The sequence below is a fragment of the Carboxylicivirga taeanensis genome, from assembly GCF_051851475.1.
Classification (GTDB): domain Bacteria; phylum Bacteroidota; class Bacteroidia; order Bacteroidales; family Marinilabiliaceae; genus Carboxylicivirga; species Carboxylicivirga taeanensis.
The window spans coordinates 1-16,717 of record NZ_JBPUSJ010000010.1 but is presented as its reverse complement, the minus strand read 5'-3'; the positions used below and the strand labels follow the sequence as shown (position 1 = coordinate 16,717).

Here is a 16,717-nt window from a genome sequence, read left to right as displayed (position 1 = left end):
ACTATTACGCATCGATAAAGGTTGCTTTCTATGAGTAGAAGCAACCTTTATTTTTTCATTTTTAGTTGTATTCATTCTAAGGGTTCAGAGGAGGGATAGTCTTACTGACTTTATCCGCAGTCTCTTTGTACTTTTCGCATAAGGCCTTTAATTCCCTTTTACTAAGCTTCTTTTCCTTATTAAGAAAGACTGATTTTAAGAGGGTTTGGGCCCATTCATTTGAAGGATCAGTGGTATAGTGCCTTTTCTTTCGAAACAGAAACCAGTATAAGGTATTCAGCTGCTCTTTGCTGCTTTTGCTGTGGGCCTTAATGAGCTGGTGGTAAAGATAGGTGTCGCTGTTGAGGTAGATTTTACGCTGCCGTTGAATGTAGCTGACAAACTTCTTCCAGCTTTTTGTTAGCAGCCATACAACAAGGATGACGGCAAGTAAGAGTAACGTTAGCTTTTTAGGACTCATGCCAAATATTAAAAGCGGCGTATCTGCCTCAGTTGTGGCAACCGGTACGGCGGCGGTTTGCAGTGAGTCGCGCATAGTGGTGAGCATATTCAGGTCGGGATTGGGCTGTACAATGACACTTAGAGGCTTTGTTGAGCGCGTGTATTGCTTTTGCAGATAGGGATTCCACCAGCTTATGCTGACTGGTTCTATGTTGAATGAACCTTCCTTTTCCAGTAAGTAACGATACTTTTCTATACGTTGTCCGTTGGCATCTGTTTTGGTTCGGGTGTCGTTTATTTGTGGCTGACGGGGGTATATACTAGCCCAGGTAGGTTGAGTAATTGTAGTAGCGGGAATAAAGGCTGGCAAGGTTCCCAGGGCACGTGTTGTAATTGTTCGTTCTATAACATCGCCTACTTTTAGCTCATTCAGGTCGCTGTTCCATGTATCTGAAATGTAGGCATCTTTAGCTACCAGCCACTCGCTGCCTTTAAAATTACTCGGAGCTGCCAGTACCTGAATACTTAATGCTTTGGTTTTTAGCTGTCGCCTTACTCCTTTATACTGCCCTTCAGCAGGGGTGCTTACTTCTATGCTTAACTCAGGTATGGCTAACTGTCCGGCTTCAAGAGGAAAGATAAGGTAGAAAAATTCCAGGGTGGCATATTTAGCGTTGTTCACATATTGGATCCCACTGATGGTTCTTTTAAAAGGGATAACAAATGCGTTGGGAATGGCCACATTACCCAAATCGGGCGAGTCGGTAAACCAAGTGCTGGTATAAACGGTTATTGTTGCTTTCACCGGTTGTTGTTTGTAAACCTTTTTAGTGTTTACTTTCAACGTTGCAAAGTTTTGGCTCTGTAAATTGGGCAGAGTCAGATGCAACACTACTAGCAAGATGATATATCGGGCGTATGATGTCATAAAATCAATAGGTATTGTCTAAATATCACTTAACTCTTTTTCGTTTGGGTAGTGTTTGTCTTTCTGAAACTTAAATCGTCGGCGTAAAAATTCGCTTGGGTCTGCTGATATTTTTTTGAACATGATGTTTTTAGCATCCTTCTGCTCCCCTTCCTGATTCATGGCGTCATCGGGTTTCTCCATCTCTTCCGCTTTGGATATTTCGGTGGCCACTTCATCGCTTACCCGTTTGCCATCATCGGGTAACTCGTCCACTTCTGTATCCGACGTTAGTTCTTCATCCTTTGTTTTAGCACTGCGCTCCTGCAAGGGTTCATCCGTTTTTTCTTTCTTATCCAGATGAATTGTTTCGTTCATTTGTTCTCCAATGGAGTCGCGTTCCAGTATCAGACGTTGGGTACGTTCTAAATTTTGTTTGGCGGCCTGCATCTCCGGCGCTAATTTAAGGAGCTGTTCGAAACAGTTCTGAGCCTCCTCCAGGCGCCCCAGTTGAATTAATGTTACACCTTTATTATAGCGTCCATTGGCGGTAGAATCCAATGAAAATAGCTCAAGGGCTGCATCGTAATTTCCCGCCTTATAGTAGGCCAAGCCTTTATGGGGAATTGATGTAAATGTGTTGGCTGCTTCTTCATAAAGACTGTCTTTCAACATTTGCTGCGCGCGGTAATCATCCGTGTACCATAAGCTCGCATTTTTGTCGATGGGCGAACAGGCATGAATAAGGATGCCTGTCCACAGCCAGAAGATGGACCAGCCTTTTCTGAACCAGGCCAACACAATTAATAAAGCTGGTAGAATTAACCACCATCCTTTATTATCCCACTGTTCATCGTCATGCTTGTCACCAAGGGTGAAGAGTTTTCGCTTTCTTACCTCTGTGGCAATGTTTTCAATATCAGATTGATCGAGAGTTGGTGGAATGATACTGACCTTGCTTGTTTGCTTTAGGTTTTGAATAACGGACATATCGATGGTGGCGATTCTATCCCTGCCCTCCTTATCCTTAAGTATTTTATTGGGGTTGTTAAACGCCGGCATGGTTCCGCCGCTGATCGATGCTAAGGGCATAATCGTTACCTGGTGAATGCTGTTATTGCAAAAGCTTTTGACTAAAGCTGCATCATTCAGGCTCAAATTATCCGTTATTAGTAGCAGGGTGCCAGGTGCATCGTAAGGCTGCAATAGAGAATCAGCCAGCGATATGGCCAATTGCATGTTAGTGCCTCTAACCGGCATCATGGATGGATGTAAATTTTCAATATGGTGTGTGATTATACTATAGTCGCTGCAAAATGGTACAGCAATATGAGGGGTACCTGAATAGACAAAGAGACCAATGTCTGTTTCAGGATTGGCATTCAGCAAATCTGTTATTTTCATTTTAGCGCGCTCCAGTCGGTTGGGGGCTATATCAGTTGCCAGCATGCTGTGCGATAAATCTACTCCAATAAGCAATACTGCAGCTGCTTTGCCTTGTGGTATGTCCTTCATTTTCCAGGTTGGGCCTGCCAGCGATAGGATAATAAAGCTACAGGCTAGCCAATAGGCTATTAGTGGCCACCAGAATGCTGTTTGTGAGCCCTTCATAAACAGCACAGGACGGAGGTGAGGAGCAATAAAACGTTCCCATTTCTTACTTTCGCGGTTACTCCAAAAAATCAATAACAGAATACATAGTACAGGCAGCAAGGCCCAAAGCCATTGTGGATGGATAAAATGAAATTGTTGTAAAATCAATTTGATCGGCTCAGTCATTTCTGTTGGCTATGTAAGATGCAAATTTTATAAGACCCATTATCAATTGCTGACATACAGCCAGAACCAGTGCTAAAGCCAATGGGTAATGGTAGAGTGCAACAACAGGCTTGTAGGCCTGCTCTTCCCATTCAATGGGTTCAAGTTCATTAAAAGCGGTGTAGGCCTGCTTTAATTGTTCAGGATCGCTGGCTGCAAAATACTGTCCATTGGTAGCTGCTGCAATGAGCTTCAGGGTGCGTTCATCTAAATCTGAGTTGGAAGCAGTGGCTTCGCCAATGCCAATCGTGTATATAGTGATGGAATCTTTGGCGGCTACATTAGCTGCATCCATGGGTGTGATATCACTGCCACTATCCACACCGTCTGTTAATACTAACAGTACTTTATTGGCAAGGGTATCTGCTTCAAATAAGCTGGTGGCATAGCCTATGGCATTGCCTATGCCCGTCATTTGGCCTGCCATTCCCACATCAGTTTCATCCAGTTGCCATCGAATAAAGTTGAGGTCACTTGTTAATGGACTTTGCAGGTAGGCATTGGAACCAAAGAAAATGATGCCAAGTCGGTCGCCCTCCCGTTGTTCGATAAAGTCGGCCATTATTTGCTTCACAGCTTCCCAACGCGATAGCGGTTGTTCGTTTATAACCCAGTCGCGCGTATCCATACTAAAAGATATGTCGGCTGCTATAAAAATGCTACGAGCATTTTTAATCTGTAGTTCTGGTTCGCCACTTAGTTGAGGATGAGCTGCCGCTGTAACTAGCAAAAGCCATATGAGCCAGAGGGTTATTTCATTGATAAGAGGGCGTTTGGACACCCAGGCTGAATGCCTGGGCTGCTGGTTCAGTAGAGATGCTTTAGCACGAAAGCGCGGATGCAAGAGCGCAGTACGTCTTTTTCTGAAAGCCGGAAGGAGCCACCTCACCAACAAGGGTAATGGCAGTAATAAGAATGGCCATAGGTATTTGAACTCAAACAACATGCTTTTTTATCCAGGTTTTACTTTGGTTAATATAACGTTCAACGGTTTGTGCATCCAGGCTGTTGGCCTTAAAAAGGCCCAGTTGAATGCATTTTATATCTTGCACCGAATAACAAGGTTTTTTTATCCGACTGTTAAGATAGGACGCCCATTTGTCACCTTCGAGGCTCGCCACTTCCTGTCGGCTGTACTTTGTCAGGCATATTTGTTTTAATAATGTATGAACCTGAACCGCCTTTTTTTGAAGTGATGTTGAATGATTGTTGGAAATTGCAGCCAACAGCGCCAGTGCTTCGCGGCGATATTTATCTTTTCGATACCTGATGGTCATCCAAATTAGTGTCATTATTAACGCGGCAAGCACTAAAAGGAGCAGTACTTTCCAGCCAATGGCATCAAAACTAAAAGCGATAGCTTCAGGTTCAATGATGGTCGTAATCGCTTCTTCATGCATATTATTTGCTTTTAAAGATGTCTCTCATCTGTTCTTCAAGTGGCTGAGCTGTATTCAGGTAAAGTACTGGTGTTTTGTAACGACGTTGTATCTGCTTCAGTTTTTCCTTAAGCGCCTGTTCTTCCGCTTTTTCTCTTTGAATAGTTTCTGGCTTCAATTTTCGCCAAAAAAGTTGCTTATCCCCATCTGTAATAAGCATGTCAGAGATGTTCGTTAGCACATCTAATTGGTCCTCAATGTGTACCAGTATGACATCATTGTGAACCGACAGCTGCTTGATGATCCGGAAGCTGGCAGGGCTACATTGGCTAAAATCGCTGATGAGCGTGATGATGTAATCGTGCGTGACATAATTGGCAATTCTCTTAAGGGTTTTCTCAAGCTGCTCAGAATTGTCAGTTACCTGTTGACGCTCCAAAAGTTCGTTATTTTGATTACTGACAGCTTTTAAGAGCTGCAGAACAGCCTGTCGGCTTCTACGTGGTGCGAACCAGTCGATTTGATGATCGTTAAAGACTATGCCTCCGCAGCGATCCCCTTTTTTTATGGTTCGGAAGGCTGCCAGGGCAGCGGTGTGCGCTGCAATAACTGATTTTAGATAAAGCTGTGAACCCATCAGCATATAAGAAGACTGATCCACAACAATAAGCGCAGGACGTTCTTTTTCTTCATTAAATACTTTCGTATGAGTTCGCCTTGTTCGGGCTGTTACTTTCCAGTCGATGTTTCTGATGTCATCACCCGCCACATAATTTCGCACTTCTTCGAAATCGAGTCCACGACCGCGCATCATGCTGGCATGTTTCCCAACCAGCAAGGAACTTACTCTTTGTTTGGGTATGATGTCTGTTCCCAAAACCAGGTGTTCCCACTTGAGTAGGTCACGCAGTGTTATGGCCGTGTAGTTTTCCATCAGGTCAGAAATTCGTTTTTACTAAATCGCTACGACATCCAATAGCTCATCAATGACTTGCTCGGCAGTTATCCCATCGGCATTGGCTTCGTAGCTTAATATTAATCGATGGCGCAGAACGTCATGAATAACAGCTCGTGTGTCATCGGATGTGACATAGTCGCGCTGCTTGAGCCAGGCCATTACGCGGCTACACTTTTCCAGGGCTATTGTGCCCCGCGGACTGGCTCCGTAGGCTATCCACTCGCTTAGTTTGTCGCTGTATTTATCCGGAAATCGCGTGGCATTCACCAAATCAACCATGTATTGTTCAGCTGTTTCCGACACCTCAATGCTTTTTATTTCTTCCCTGGCCTCAAAAATTACTGAAGGATTAATTGGTGTATTTGCCACTACTCCCGACTTACTTTCTTGTCTGACCAGCCTGAGTATTTCCTTTTCTGCGGCCGCATCAGGATAGTTAATTAGTATTTTCATTAAAAAGCGATCCATCTGAGCTTCTGGTAAAGGGTAGGTGCCTTCTTGTTCTACCGGGTTTTGGGTAGCTAATACCATAAAGAGTTTATCCATCGGATAGGTCTTTCCGGCAACAGATATCTGGCGCTCTTCCATAGCCTCCAATAGGGCTGCCTGCACCTTGGCCGGGGCACGGTTAATTTCATCTGCCAATATTAAGTTACTGAAAATGGGTCCTTGTTGGAAATGAAATTTTTCAACACTATCAGGCTGATATATTTCGGTGCCTGTAATATCCGAGGGGAGCAGGTCGGGTGTAAATTGAATACGACTCAGGCCTGTATTCAGCTCTTTTGCGAGGCTTTTAACGGCTCTTGTTTTAGCCAGACCAGGTAGTCCTTCAAGTAATAAATTACCATCGGCTAATAAACCAACCAGGATGCGTTCAGTAAGTTGAGCTTGTCCGATAATTGATTGGTCTATTCGCTCTTTTAATTCTTTAATCTGGTCGTAAATACTCATAATAGATAAGGTATTGTAAACAGGTAATTAGTTGGGAAATATTTGGTTAAAATCATTTTTCATACTGATTACATGCCACCCTTTGATATCTGCATCTTCCACTGCTTTTTCAGTGCCATGCATGTAGCTGTATTCTCTTTTGGCATCATCGTGATGTAGCAGTATGGCCATGGAAGGGGTATCGCCTGATAGGGTATACTCCATCATTTCATAATCGCCATCGCTATTACCGGCAGCAAAAATTGGTTTTTTACCAATGTGCAGTTCAATGTTACAGGGTTTTACATGTTTATCGTTGGCCGATTGAATACTACCTGTTCTGATTAACCTAACGCCCTGTTCATCTGAAATGTAATTGAGTTTTACGCTGCTGCCTATCACATTCTCAACCGGTATGTTATATATTTCTTTGGAGATGGTTCTGACGAAAGTGATTTCTCCTCCAGTAACGATGTATACTTCAAAATTGTGCTGTTGCAGATAATGAACCAATTCAACCATTGGTTGATATATCATTTCTTTAAAAGGGCGATTGTGTTGCGGGTGATGGTTTTTACTTAGAAAGCGATAGACTGATTGTTTGTACTCCGTCTCATCCTGGTTATTGTGGGCTGCGAAGAGTTGATTAATCAGGTCGAAAGTGGAGTATTTTTGCAATATGGCAAGGTTACCCTCAGCTAATCCTTTGTAGAGCTCGTTATCTAAAAGCGCCGGGTTGCTTTGCGCGCTTTCCTTTATGTAGTTGATTTCGTATTCAATTGGGATATAGAGTGGCTTTTCGTTCCACAATGTTCCATCGTTGTCGAATACAGCGATGCGGTTTTCAATGGGAACAAATGCTTCTGATGATGGCTCTGTTACCCTTTTTACAAATGAAAGAATTAGTTCTTTGGAGTGTGTATTATTCCACGAAGGGAGAGGATTTGTGTGTTGAGGATTTTGTTTTTTAGAAGGGGTACAGGCAAGAAGAAAGATACAGCTGATGGACAAGAGGAATACTCGCATGTGGGTTAGTGTTTAGGGGTTAATTCATGGCGTGCAGCTCGCTGCACGCCATGAGAATATGAAATGGTAGGTTTTTAGCCTAATTGTTTGTTGGTGTTTTCATCATTTCCATTACTTGGCTCAAACTGAAACTGGCAGCCTTCTGCCGCGGCGGATATTCCTTAAAAGTTGAAAGGAATTTTCCTACATAGGCTTGAGCAGGGACAAGCATAAATGCATGATCGAGTAACCAATCGTAATAAGTATTGGAGGTAAGCGGAGCTTGTTCATACGGGTCGCGTCTTAAGTTAAAGATAAGGGGGATCCGCAGCTCTACAAAAGGCTCTGACCAAACAGCAAGTGTACCATATTTGCGCTGTTCCATAAAAACCATTTTCCAGTCTTTATACCTTAAAGCTGTCAGGTCGCCATCATCCGAGAAATAAAAAATCTCTTCTCGAGGCCCTGTTTCAGTTTTGCCGGTCAGATAGGGTAAAAAGTTATAACCATCCAGGTGCACATTATAGGTTCTATCAGCCACTTTTTTACCTTCGAGTAGTTCGTTTTTAATATTCTCATTCCCAGCAACGGCCAATAAGGTTGGTAACCAGTCCATGTGGTGCATAACCTCATTGGATACTGAACCTGCCTCAATGTTTTTGGGCCAGCGTACCATTGCAGGAACACGCCATCCGCCTTCCCAGTTGGTGTTTTTCTCGCCACGAAACGGACTTACAGCTGCATCGGGCCATGAATTTTTGTGAGGGCCGTTATCAGTACTATAGAAAACTAAGGTTTCGTCGGCAATACCAAGTTCATCTAAAACAGCAAGTAGCTCGCCAACATGCATGTCGTGTTCAATCATACCAATGGCGTACTCATTCAGGCCCTGGTATTTCGGATCGTTCATCAGCTCATCTTTCACGTGTGTACGAAAATGCATACGCGTTCCATTCCACCAGACAAACCAAGGTGTTCCTGCTTTATCCATTCGTTTAATGAAGTCAACGGCAGCAGCCACTGTTTCGTCATCTATGGTTTCCATTCTTTTCCTGGTAAGCGGGCCGGTATCTTTTACGGGGCCATCAGCCGACGAACTAATAACTCCTCTTGGACCAAATTTTTCCCTGAATTCCGGATTTCTTGGGTAATCGGGAAGCTCCGGCTCTTCTTCGGCATTAAGATGGTAGAGGTTTCCCAAAAACTCATCAAAGCCATGCTGGGTAGGCAAGTGCTCGTCTTTGTCGCCCAAATGGTTTTTGCCAAACTGACCTGTGGCGTAGCCAAGTGGTTTGAGTAAGCCGGCAATGGTTGGGTCTTCCTTCTGCATACCCAATTCGGCACCAGGTAAGCCCACCTTGCTTAATCCGGTTCTGAACACACTTTGTCCCATAATGAAGCTTGAGCGACCAGCAGTACAACTTTGTTCGCCATAATAATCAGTGAAGATCATGCCTTCATCGGCAATGCGATCAATGTTAGGAGTTCGGTACCCAACCAGTCCGTTTGTATAGGCACTAATGTTTGACTGTCCGATGTCATCTCCCCAAATTACCAAAATGTTGGGTTGTTTAGTTTTTTGTGCATTTAAGATCATTCCCATTGCTAGGATTGCACTAATAAATAGTAGTTTTCTCATATAAAATAGATTAATTATTAAAAAAATGCAGATGGAATTGTGCTTGAACCATTCATAGAATTTGTGGTTAAGTGAGAACCTCAGTATTTGCGAGAATAAAAGTTCTTTAAAATTTAGTTAAATGGCAATAGTGTATTGATAATCAGTGGTGGTATTTGGGTGGAAAACAGAGTGGTGATGGCTATTTTGGAAAATTATCAGGTAAATTTTTAAGGTGCGGATAAAAAAGTAATAACCTTCTGTTAGTAATTCGAGTAAAGGGATACAGTGCAATGTGTTGAAAAGCATGCATCACTTCATTAAAAATAGTATTGTTTGAAATTTTTAAATGACTCACTTGTTAAAAATTAATTGTCTCGTTATTGTAGCTGTTAGCCAACTGGTATGGTGCTCAAGCATTAATTCTCAGGATAGAATTGATTCACTAATTTCGAAGGGGCAGTATTTAACGGCCTTCGAGCTGTTGGGCGATTGCGCAGATACATCATCAGTTGACTGCCTGTTAAAAAAGGTGGATTTGGCCTTGAATTATCATCTTAACAGTTACTTTCACCGGTCGTTTTCTTTTACAAACCTTAGGCCTGGCGAAGAGTTGAAGCAGCTTAGAGGAGAGAAGGCTTTAGGTGTTACACCTGTGGTTTTTCAAATAGATAGTGTGCTACATCACTTGTCTTCTCAATACCCGGATGATTACAGGATCGTAAAAGCTTTGGGGGATTTTTACAATCGCATCTATTATGATTTTGGTGATCGGTGGGGAGAACCGTCAGAGGCTCTTCTTGAAAAAAGTAATGCCTATTATGAAAAAGCCATCGAACATGGGGTTTTTGATTACTATAGCTTATATGCCCTTGGATACTATCAGTCTTTGAATCAGAATTATTTTGCTGCTCAAAAATGGTTTATCAAATCACTGGCAATTAAAGCCAATGAGCCTCTGACCAACTATAGTCTGGCAGTAACCTATTTGCTGGATGGGTTGCCTCAAAAGGGCATAAAATATGCGGTGCGTGCCTTTCATTTGTATCAGGATTCCATTGAAAAATCTGATGCAGCAAGAGTGAGCGGTATCCTGTTTTTAAAAGAGCAAAATGTTGAATATGCCATGAACTATTTTCAGGAAGCCGATAAATTATGTCCCGGATATAGGCCTAATTTGTTGTATATCTTAAACGCCTCCTTAAAATTGGAAGATGATAGTTTAATTGTTGCCAATGGCTATAAAGTGTTAGAAAGCGACTTGTATGCTCCTGAACTAGCCGATGAATTAAATGGCTTATTTCTCAGAGAAGGACAGGGACGCTTATTGCTGCAAATTTATGAGCAGGCACTTCGGGATTATAAGACCGATATGGAGGCTTGCGGTAACGTTTGTTTTCATTATGGAAAGCTTCTATATAAACAAGGCAACAAAAGAAAGGCTAAACGAATGATTAAGCGGTCGCGTCAGTTTTTCTCCAAAGTATTTGAAGACTCACACCAGGTTTTCGAGGCTATCACCCAAACATTAGAGCACCTAAATACCAATAGATAAACCCCTAATTTGGACCATTTTTAGGGCAAATAATCGGTAATTCAGAAAAAATTAAGGTTTTTACACAAAAAAATACACTGTTGTTATTGAACTCTCAAATAAATTAATAGTTTTACAGCGGTTTAAATGAACCAAAGCCAATGGAACCATTGGGTTACCTGCAACGGGAGGTAATTTTTTCGCAGTTGTAAAGCGATAATATCTGAGAGATGCAATCTAGAATAGTTTACGATTCTTAAATTTTCCAAATGGGTCTCTCAGATTTTTTTATTCATCAAATCCTGGCCGGATAAAACTTCTTGCCTCCGGTATTAGTCCTTCGAGTTCATCTTTTATCTTCGATAAATGCCTTAACAGGTTTAATACGCTGTCTTCTTTTTTAGGGATGGATTTTAGAATGAGCTCCCAGGCCTGCATGCATTCGTCAATGGCCAACAAGGCCACTTTTGCCGATCCACGGGCATCATACACCTCACATTCGGATGGTTGTTTGCTGCTAGCAGAAGAAACTGCACGACTTACTTTAGCGGGAATAAAAAGCTGAAACCAGGTAATTGACTCGAAGCTTTCTTGAATAGCTGGTGTTGGCTCTGATACCAACCGGCTTTCTAACTCCATTTGGTTCGACTCCAGCCAGCGGGTGACTTTTTCAGCATATGACTCGGCGAGTAACTCCAGCGAATGTTTAGGCGTTTGTATTTTATCTTCATCAGCCAATGCTTCCATTGCCTGTTGAGCATTAATGCCTTTTTTAGATAGTTCCTCCTGAATGATTTCTGTAGTAGCCTGAAAAATAACTGCCAATTGTTTTTGACTGCTGCCATCGTCATCCGTAAAATCAAAATCGAGCTCTTTATTCAGAGCGTAAGAACTGCACTGCTGAGTAAATTCACATCTATTGCAGCGTCCATCACAGTAGTTATGAATGCCCACTATAAAGTTATCATTTTGCGGTTGCTGCATCAGCGCTTTAAAGCGCTCAATCTCACCTCGCAGTTCAGCATCCTCCGTATGGTCTATGTCAGGTGTGAGGTTTGAAAAGTCTACCTGGCCTTTGCAGCAATGGTGACTGTCATCATCATTGCATTTAAAGCTGTGACAAACCTGGCATTGACCCGGAAATGGGCAATGATTCTCATCAAACTGACAGGTTTCTATTTGTACCACACCTTGCTGGCAATATACATGTTTCGAATCCCACAGATCAATAATAAACTGATATTTGGTTGAGGGCTTAACATTCTCGGGAAACATAAACTCCCAATTGTAGGCTTTAAGAAGCTTTTCTGTTGCCTCGAGCAGTTTTGATATCTGCTCAGATGATAGTTGGTTGGCAAGAGGGAAATTGTACTTTTCAATGCCTACAATTTTCGATATCTTTTCTGGTCTGCCTTGCAAAAATTCCTGGGCAAAAAGATGTTCATCCTCGTCTTCCTCAAATCCTGTTTTACCAGGTGCCTTATCAATGGCCTCCTCTATAGTTTCAATTAGTTGGTTAATGTATGTTTCCATTCACAGCTTCCTCCAGACGGTTAATTCTACCAACTAAACAACTGCTTTCGAAAAGTGTTTAACGGAGCCTGCAATGAATTTCGCTTTGTTGAGCTTGAATTATTTTTAATGCCTCCATTGAGAAAGCTAATGAAAACAATTGCTAGCAGGCTGTCAGATATATAGAAGTGAATTGCTGTGGAAGGGAATTGCGATCGCTGACAGAGTTTATCGAGGTGTTTTTTTAGATGAATCGCTTTGAAATAAAAGTCACCCTTGCTTTTTACCTTAACAACCTCCGTCTTTGGGGATGGATTTTGACTTATAGAACGACTATTTCTTCTTTTTAACTTTGCCTTTTGGCATTAAATATATAGTTTGGCAGGCCAGATGCATGTGCGCTTGTGCCGCCATTGTATACCACATGCGACTGAATAAATCAGACTAAGCAGATACGAATGAACTTTTTTCAAATAAAGAGCTATCTTACTTATTGTTTAAAATCGCGATATAGGAAAGGCTATGGTTTGCATAGCCCATTTGTTTTTAATCTTGTACGTGAGGTTGTTTATTGTAAACATGGCTTTTATGCTTTTAAAGAGATAGATGTTTGTCGAAATAAATTAAAGCAGTCAACGGTGTGCTTTGAGGCGGTCGATTACGGTTCAGGGAGTCAGTGCTTTTCAGGAAAGAAAAGGCGAGTATGTGCTTTGGTGAAACATTCATCGATAGCACCAAAATACGGAGAGCTGCTCTTTCGACTGGTGCATTATCTGAATCCAGCCTCAATTGTTGAACTAGGGACGTCCGTTGGCATCAGTACTTCCTACTTAGCTTTGGCCGATAGAAGGCGTGAGGTTCATACCATTGAAGGGTGCCCGGAAACAGCTCGAGTTGCTCAGGAAACCTTTAGCCGATTAAAGTGCCAAAATGTTAAGCAGTATGTTGGGCAGTTTAAAGATGTGCTGCCCGATATGTTGGAGCGCGCTCATTCATTAGATTTTGTTTTCTTCGATGGTCATCATGATAAACAGGCGACCATCGACTATTTTAACATTTGCCTCCGTAAGGTAAATAACGATTCTGTATTTGTTTTTGACGATATTCATTGGTCGCAAGGCATGGAAGAAGCCTGGAAGATAATCTGTGACCATCCGCAGATTACTGTTTCCATCGATTTGTTTCAGCTGGGGATTGTTTTTTTTAAAAAAGAGTGTCAAAAACAACACTTTATTGTTCGCTATTAGCAAAAGGTGGTCTTGTCCGGCTCATTGGCTTGAAAGTCGAAATTGAGTCGGTTTTCATAGAGGAAAATTACTGACAGCTAGTTTTCACTGCTTAAAAACTTATATTTGTTAGACTAAATTTTAACTCTATGAATGATCAGGTCATCCAAATCACTGAAATAAAAAAGTTTTACAGGGTAGGGGCAGAAGTTGTAAAAGCCCTTCAAGGAGTATCGCTATCTATCTCTAAAGGCGAATATGTGGCGATTATGGGGCCTTCCGGCTCCGGAAAATCAACCCTGATGAATTTAATTGGTGCGTTGGATACGCCAACAGACGGCCGCTATGTGTTGAATGGGACCGACGTTAGCCGACTAAGTGATGATGCTTTGGCAGAAATCCGTAATAAGGAGATTGGTTTTGTTTTCCAAACCTTTAATTTACTTCCGCGTTATACAGCTCTTGAAAATGCCATATTACCGCTTATTTATGCCGGTGTGTCCAAACAACAGCGGCTCGAACGTGGAGAGGTGGTGATGGAGAGTGTGGGACTTAGTGATCGGATGTACCACCGGCCAAATGAAATGTCAGGAGGGCAGAGGCAGCGTGTTGCCGTTGCTCGTGCACTGATTAATAAACCCTCAATTATCCTGGCCGATGAGCCAACGGGTAATCTCGATTCCAAAACATCAGTTGACATAATGCGCTTGTTTGATGATATCCACAAACAAGGGAATACCATCATTCTTGTAACTCACGAGGAGGAGATTGCAAGGCATGCACATCGAATAGTGCGGCTGCGTGACGGCTTAATTGAGTCGGATATAGTGAATGAGCAGGTGCTTGCCTTGTAATGTTTGTAGTGGAAATCAATGTTTTAGATTTGAATTGCATACAGTCAGGACCTAATTTTTATTAGCGTGTATTTTAATTGTGTTTTTAGGTCTTTTCGTCAAATGTTTTACTACTTGGTGAAATTACATTCCATACGGAGTTGGAGGATTGGATTTTTTTTTTATATTCGCAGATAAGTAAACTAGAAAATAACACAATTATATTAATGTTAAATTGAGTTGCTATGTATTGGACACTCGAATTAGCCTCGAAACTAGAAGATGCACCTTGGCCGGCATCCAAAGACGAATTGATTGATTTTGCAATTCGTTCAGGTGCCCCATTAGAGGTGATTGAAAATCTTCAGGAAATAGAGGATGAAGGAGAAGTTTTTGAAAGTATTGAGGATATCTGGCCAGATTATCCTAGTAAGGAAGATTTCTTCTTTAATGAAGATGAATATTAAGAGAGCAAAAAAGGGGCGATAGCCCCTTTTATTTTTTGTAACTTACTCATTTGTGTCCCCAAACTGGTAGTCGTCATATACCTTGGTGTACTCATCCATTTTTGGCATCGGCACCTGTTTGAAAATATCCAGTTTGCTTTTAGGTCTGATATTCTCCAGCCATATAAATCCCTTAAGCCTGACATCTTCAGCGGGTAGCAAATAAGGGGGATTTAAGTTTCCATTTGGATCTGTTCTTAGTTTGATCCCCGTAATTTGTTTTTTACTAAGGAATATGGACAGGCTGCTGCTTTCTGCCCGATTCACTCCGATTACAACATCTTTATCCTTTGGGTAGTAAATTGTTTGTCCATTGCCATCTACGTCTATCCTGTATAGTTCATTGTTACGTATGTACCCAACCATATTTCGCCCTTTAATCTGGTTATAATGCAAACTATCCTGCTCAGGTGCTATTATAAAGGCCGAATTGATGAGCTCCGCCTTGTAAAGCGCATTATTTTTACTGAATAGTTTAATGGTTTGAGCAGTCATCTGATTTTTCTGTGCCCATATCACCGGATCATTGTAAAAGGTATTGGTCGAATCTCTAAAATCATAAACCATCGAGTCGCATCGTCCTTGTAGGTCCTTTCTGTAAAACTTGACATTGTAATAGGCTTTCACCAATCGGCTGTCCTCTTCAATAAGTGGTATAGCTTTTAAGGTATCTGCATGCAGAAACAAAGTGTCCTGTTGATACACCTGTAAAAGTTGCGCTTTTTTTGTTGCCAAAGCGTATTGGGTAAGTTCGTTATAGTATCCATAGTCCCCAGTAATAATCAGATTATTGGTTGTGTCATGCAGTTCAAATTGACTAAAGGCTTCACCCAATCCCTGTTCACGATCGTAGTAAATTGTATCACCCTTGAGTAGGTTTTCTTTGCCTTGAACATAGCTTTGTTTTTGTCCTTTAAATAGATGGGCTTTGTCGTTTTTTGTGTCGTACAGCCCGTTTTCGCTATATATCAAATTGTTGTCACTGTGGATGAATGTGGGGCCAAGAATACTGGCAACCTCGGTAATTGTGTGATATTTTAAGGTGTCTGAAAGAATGGTGTATCGGGGATTGTTAACAGTTACAGAGTCCTTAAAGTGTACCTCGTTTAAGTCTGGATAATAGAAGCCCAAAACACTGGTGAGTGTGTTTTGTCCACTGAGTACTTCTCCGCCATTGAAGTAGTAGCCAAAGTTGCCTAAGCGGTCGTAATCAAGAAACTCGGTTAATACTGTAATATCTTGTTTTTCAATTTTTACATTCTCACGTACACGGGCAACTCCCTCTCTACTGTTATAAGTTAATTTGTTGCCATATAAATGAATGGAGTCATTTTGGATAATATGTATGCGGCTAAAGGCCTCTATAAAAGTTGAGTCATTATAGTCGTGAAAGTAAGCACTATCGCACAACATAGTGGTATTTCCATGTTTTAGCTTTACATTTCCAATTAACAGGCGAACGTTTGGTCCCAGGCTTGCTCTTTGTTCGCCAACATTGGCATGTTCTATTTCTACTTTAGCCTTGTTTTGAGCAGGAAGTACTTGGTTAAAGCCAATTACTGATAGTATAATTAAACCGAGTGTAATTCTTAAGTGCATTGTATATGTATCAATGGTATTAAATAGCTCACAAAGTTGCTAAAAATTCCTATTTAATTTAAAAAATAAGGCAAATTACGATGCTAACTCAATTTGCCATGTTGTGCAGGTTAAAACTATGACCACTATCTGTCGTTAATTACGTATAGAATAGCAAGAATTATTATTGCGATTTCTAAATGGTGAAGCATGGCGCTCATATTTTCTGCAAGTTTTTAGTAGGACTTTGATGGTAGAATGGAGTTAAGTAATTTTATTTTTATGCTAAGTGTATTGATGTACAGCAGTGTAAGTTGTAATGCTGCTTTTTTGTGAATTTTTTCTTTGTTAGAATTTGCATATTCGCAAAATACTTCCTTATTTTGCACCCGCTTTTGAGGACAATGGTACTCGTGAAAGGGCAGGATTGATAAGGGTTTCAGGCATTTATCGATACGTAATGAAAGGT

General features: G+C 41.5%; 15 protein-coding genes. 4 read left to right on the top strand and 11 right to left on the bottom strand.

Annotation, left to right across the window (positions count from 1 at the left end; all coding sequences use genetic code 11):
* Window positions 1-76 precede the first annotated feature (76 nt).
* The 8 genes from ACSX1H_RS14140 to ACSX1H_RS14105 form a co-directional block, all read right to left on the bottom strand.
* The gene (locus ACSX1H_RS14140) at window positions 77-1,369 is read right to left on the bottom strand and encodes a BatD family protein (RefSeq protein WP_439184855.1); all 1,293 of its coding nucleotides are present in this window, start codon (window positions 1,367-1,369) and stop codon (window positions 77-79) included.
* 18 nt (window positions 1,370-1,387) lie between these two features.
* Window positions 1,388-3,127: a VWA domain-containing protein gene (locus ACSX1H_RS14135; RefSeq protein WP_439184853.1), complete on the bottom strand. Its 1,740-nt coding sequence runs from the start codon at window positions 3,125-3,127 to the stop codon at window positions 1,388-1,390.
* Window positions 3,120-4,112, bottom strand: a complete 993-nt coding sequence (locus tag ACSX1H_RS14130) for a VWA domain-containing protein (protein WP_439184851.1) — start codon at window positions 4,110-4,112, stop codon at window positions 3,120-3,122. The genes ACSX1H_RS14135 and ACSX1H_RS14130 overlap by 8 nt, the downstream gene beginning before the upstream one ends.
* Window positions 4,102-4,566 (bottom strand): DUF4381 domain-containing protein, encoded by a 465-nt coding sequence (locus ACSX1H_RS14125; RefSeq protein WP_439184849.1) that lies wholly within the window; start codon window positions 4,564-4,566, stop codon window positions 4,102-4,104. The genes ACSX1H_RS14130 and ACSX1H_RS14125 overlap by 11 nt, the downstream gene beginning before the upstream one ends.
* Window position 4,567: 1 nt before the next feature.
* On the bottom strand, window positions 4,568-5,479 hold the full coding sequence (locus ACSX1H_RS14120; RefSeq protein WP_439184847.1) for a DUF58 domain-containing protein: 912 nt from the start codon (window positions 5,477-5,479) through the stop codon (window positions 4,568-4,570).
* Between the two features lie 21 nt (window positions 5,480-5,500).
* Entirely contained in the window at window positions 5,501-6,457 is a 957-nt protein-coding gene (locus ACSX1H_RS14115; protein WP_439184845.1) for an AAA family ATPase, read from the bottom strand.
* Window positions 6,458-6,484: 27 nt separating this feature from the next.
* Window positions 6,485-7,462, bottom strand: a complete 978-nt coding sequence (locus tag ACSX1H_RS14110) for an HAD family hydrolase (protein ID WP_439184843.1) — start codon at window positions 7,460-7,462, stop codon at window positions 6,485-6,487.
* Between the two features lie 79 nt (window positions 7,463-7,541).
* Complete coding sequence (locus ACSX1H_RS14105) at window positions 7,542-9,080, bottom strand: arylsulfatase (protein WP_439184841.1); 1,539 nt, start codon at window positions 9,078-9,080, stop codon at window positions 7,542-7,544.
* Window positions 9,081-9,417: 337 nt separating this feature from the next.
* Here ACSX1H_RS14105 and ACSX1H_RS14100 point away from each other — a divergent pair, with 337 nt between their 5' ends.
* Window positions 9,418-10,614 (top strand): tetratricopeptide repeat protein, encoded by a 1,197-nt coding sequence (locus ACSX1H_RS14100; protein ID WP_439184840.1) that lies wholly within the window; start codon window positions 9,418-9,420, stop codon window positions 10,612-10,614.
* A gap of 267 nt (window positions 10,615-10,881) precedes the next feature.
* Here ACSX1H_RS14100 and ACSX1H_RS14095 read toward each other — a convergent pair whose 3' ends face one another.
* Complete coding sequence (locus ACSX1H_RS14095; RefSeq protein WP_439184838.1) at window positions 10,882-12,126, bottom strand: hypothetical protein; 1,245 nt, start codon at window positions 12,124-12,126, stop codon at window positions 10,882-10,884.
* 437 nt (window positions 12,127-12,563) lie between these two features.
* Between ACSX1H_RS14095 and ACSX1H_RS14090 the strand changes: the two genes are divergently transcribed.
* From ACSX1H_RS14090 to ACSX1H_RS14080, 3 genes are all read left to right on the top strand, one after another.
* Window positions 12,564-13,352 (top strand): O-methyltransferase, encoded by a 789-nt coding sequence (locus ACSX1H_RS14090; protein WP_439184837.1) that lies wholly within the window; start codon window positions 12,564-12,566, stop codon window positions 13,350-13,352.
* Window positions 13,353-13,480: 128 nt separating this feature from the next.
* Window positions 13,481-14,185 carry an ABC transporter ATP-binding protein gene (locus ACSX1H_RS14085; RefSeq protein ID WP_439184836.1) on the top strand — a complete coding sequence of 235 codons (705 nt, stop codon included), beginning with the start codon at window positions 13,481-13,483 and terminating at the stop codon, window positions 14,183-14,185.
* Between the two features lie 224 nt (window positions 14,186-14,409).
* Window positions 14,410-14,631 (top strand): DUF2795 domain-containing protein, encoded by a 222-nt coding sequence (locus ACSX1H_RS14080; RefSeq protein ID WP_143304314.1) that lies wholly within the window; start codon window positions 14,410-14,412, stop codon window positions 14,629-14,631.
* A gap of 42 nt (window positions 14,632-14,673) precedes the next feature.
* On the opposite strand, the gene ACSX1H_RS14075 is transcribed toward ACSX1H_RS14080, so the two are convergent.
* Both ACSX1H_RS14075 and ACSX1H_RS14070 read right to left on the bottom strand, forming a co-directional pair.
* Complete coding sequence (locus tag ACSX1H_RS14075) at window positions 14,674-16,269, bottom strand: OstA-like protein (protein ID WP_439184834.1); 1,596 nt, start codon at window positions 16,267-16,269, stop codon at window positions 14,674-14,676.
* A gap of 215 nt (window positions 16,270-16,484) precedes the next feature.
* On the bottom strand, window positions 16,485-16,717 hold a 233-nt coding region (locus ACSX1H_RS14070), incomplete at its 5' end, for a hypothetical protein (RefSeq protein ID WP_439184832.1).

Coding starts and splice junctions, on each gene's coding strand:
- ACSX1H_RS14105 (WP_439184841.1), bottom strand. CDS start 9,080: ATGAGAAAACTACTATTTATTAGTGCAATCCTAGCAATGGGAATGATC.
- ACSX1H_RS14080 (WP_143304314.1), top strand. CDS start 14,410: ATGTATTGGACACTCGAATTAGCCTCGAAACTAGAAGATGCACCTTGG.
- ACSX1H_RS14085 (WP_439184836.1), top strand. CDS start 13,481: ATGAATGATCAGGTCATCCAAATCACTGAAATAAAAAAGTTTTACAGG.
- ACSX1H_RS14090 (WP_439184837.1), top strand. CDS start 12,564: ATGAACTTTTTTCAAATAAAGAGCTATCTTACTTATTGTTTAAAATCG.
- ACSX1H_RS14125 (WP_439184849.1), bottom strand. CDS start 4,566: ATGCATGAAGAAGCGATTACGACCATCATTGAACCTGAAGCTATCGCT.
- ACSX1H_RS14135 (WP_439184853.1), bottom strand. CDS start 3,127: ATGACTGAGCCGATCAAATTGATTTTACAACAATTTCATTTTATCCAT.
- ACSX1H_RS14130 (WP_439184851.1), bottom strand. CDS start 4,112: ATGTTGTTTGAGTTCAAATACCTATGGCCATTCTTATTACTGCCATTA.
- ACSX1H_RS14095 (WP_439184838.1), bottom strand. CDS start 12,126: ATGGAAACATACATTAACCAACTAATTGAAACTATAGAGGAGGCCATT.
- ACSX1H_RS14140 (WP_439184855.1), bottom strand. CDS start 1,369: ATGACATCATACGCCCGATATATCATCTTGCTAGTAGTGTTGCATCTG.
- ACSX1H_RS14120 (WP_439184847.1), bottom strand. CDS start 5,479: ATGGAAAACTACACGGCCATAACACTGCGTGACCTACTCAAGTGGGAA.
- ACSX1H_RS14115 (WP_439184845.1), bottom strand. CDS start 6,457: ATGAGTATTTACGACCAGATTAAAGAATTAAAAGAGCGAATAGACCAA.
- ACSX1H_RS14075 (WP_439184834.1), bottom strand. CDS start 16,269: ATGCACTTAAGAATTACACTCGGTTTAATTATACTATCAGTAATTGGC.
- ACSX1H_RS14110 (WP_439184843.1), bottom strand. CDS start 7,462: ATGCGAGTATTCCTCTTGTCCATCAGCTGTATCTTTCTTCTTGCCTGT.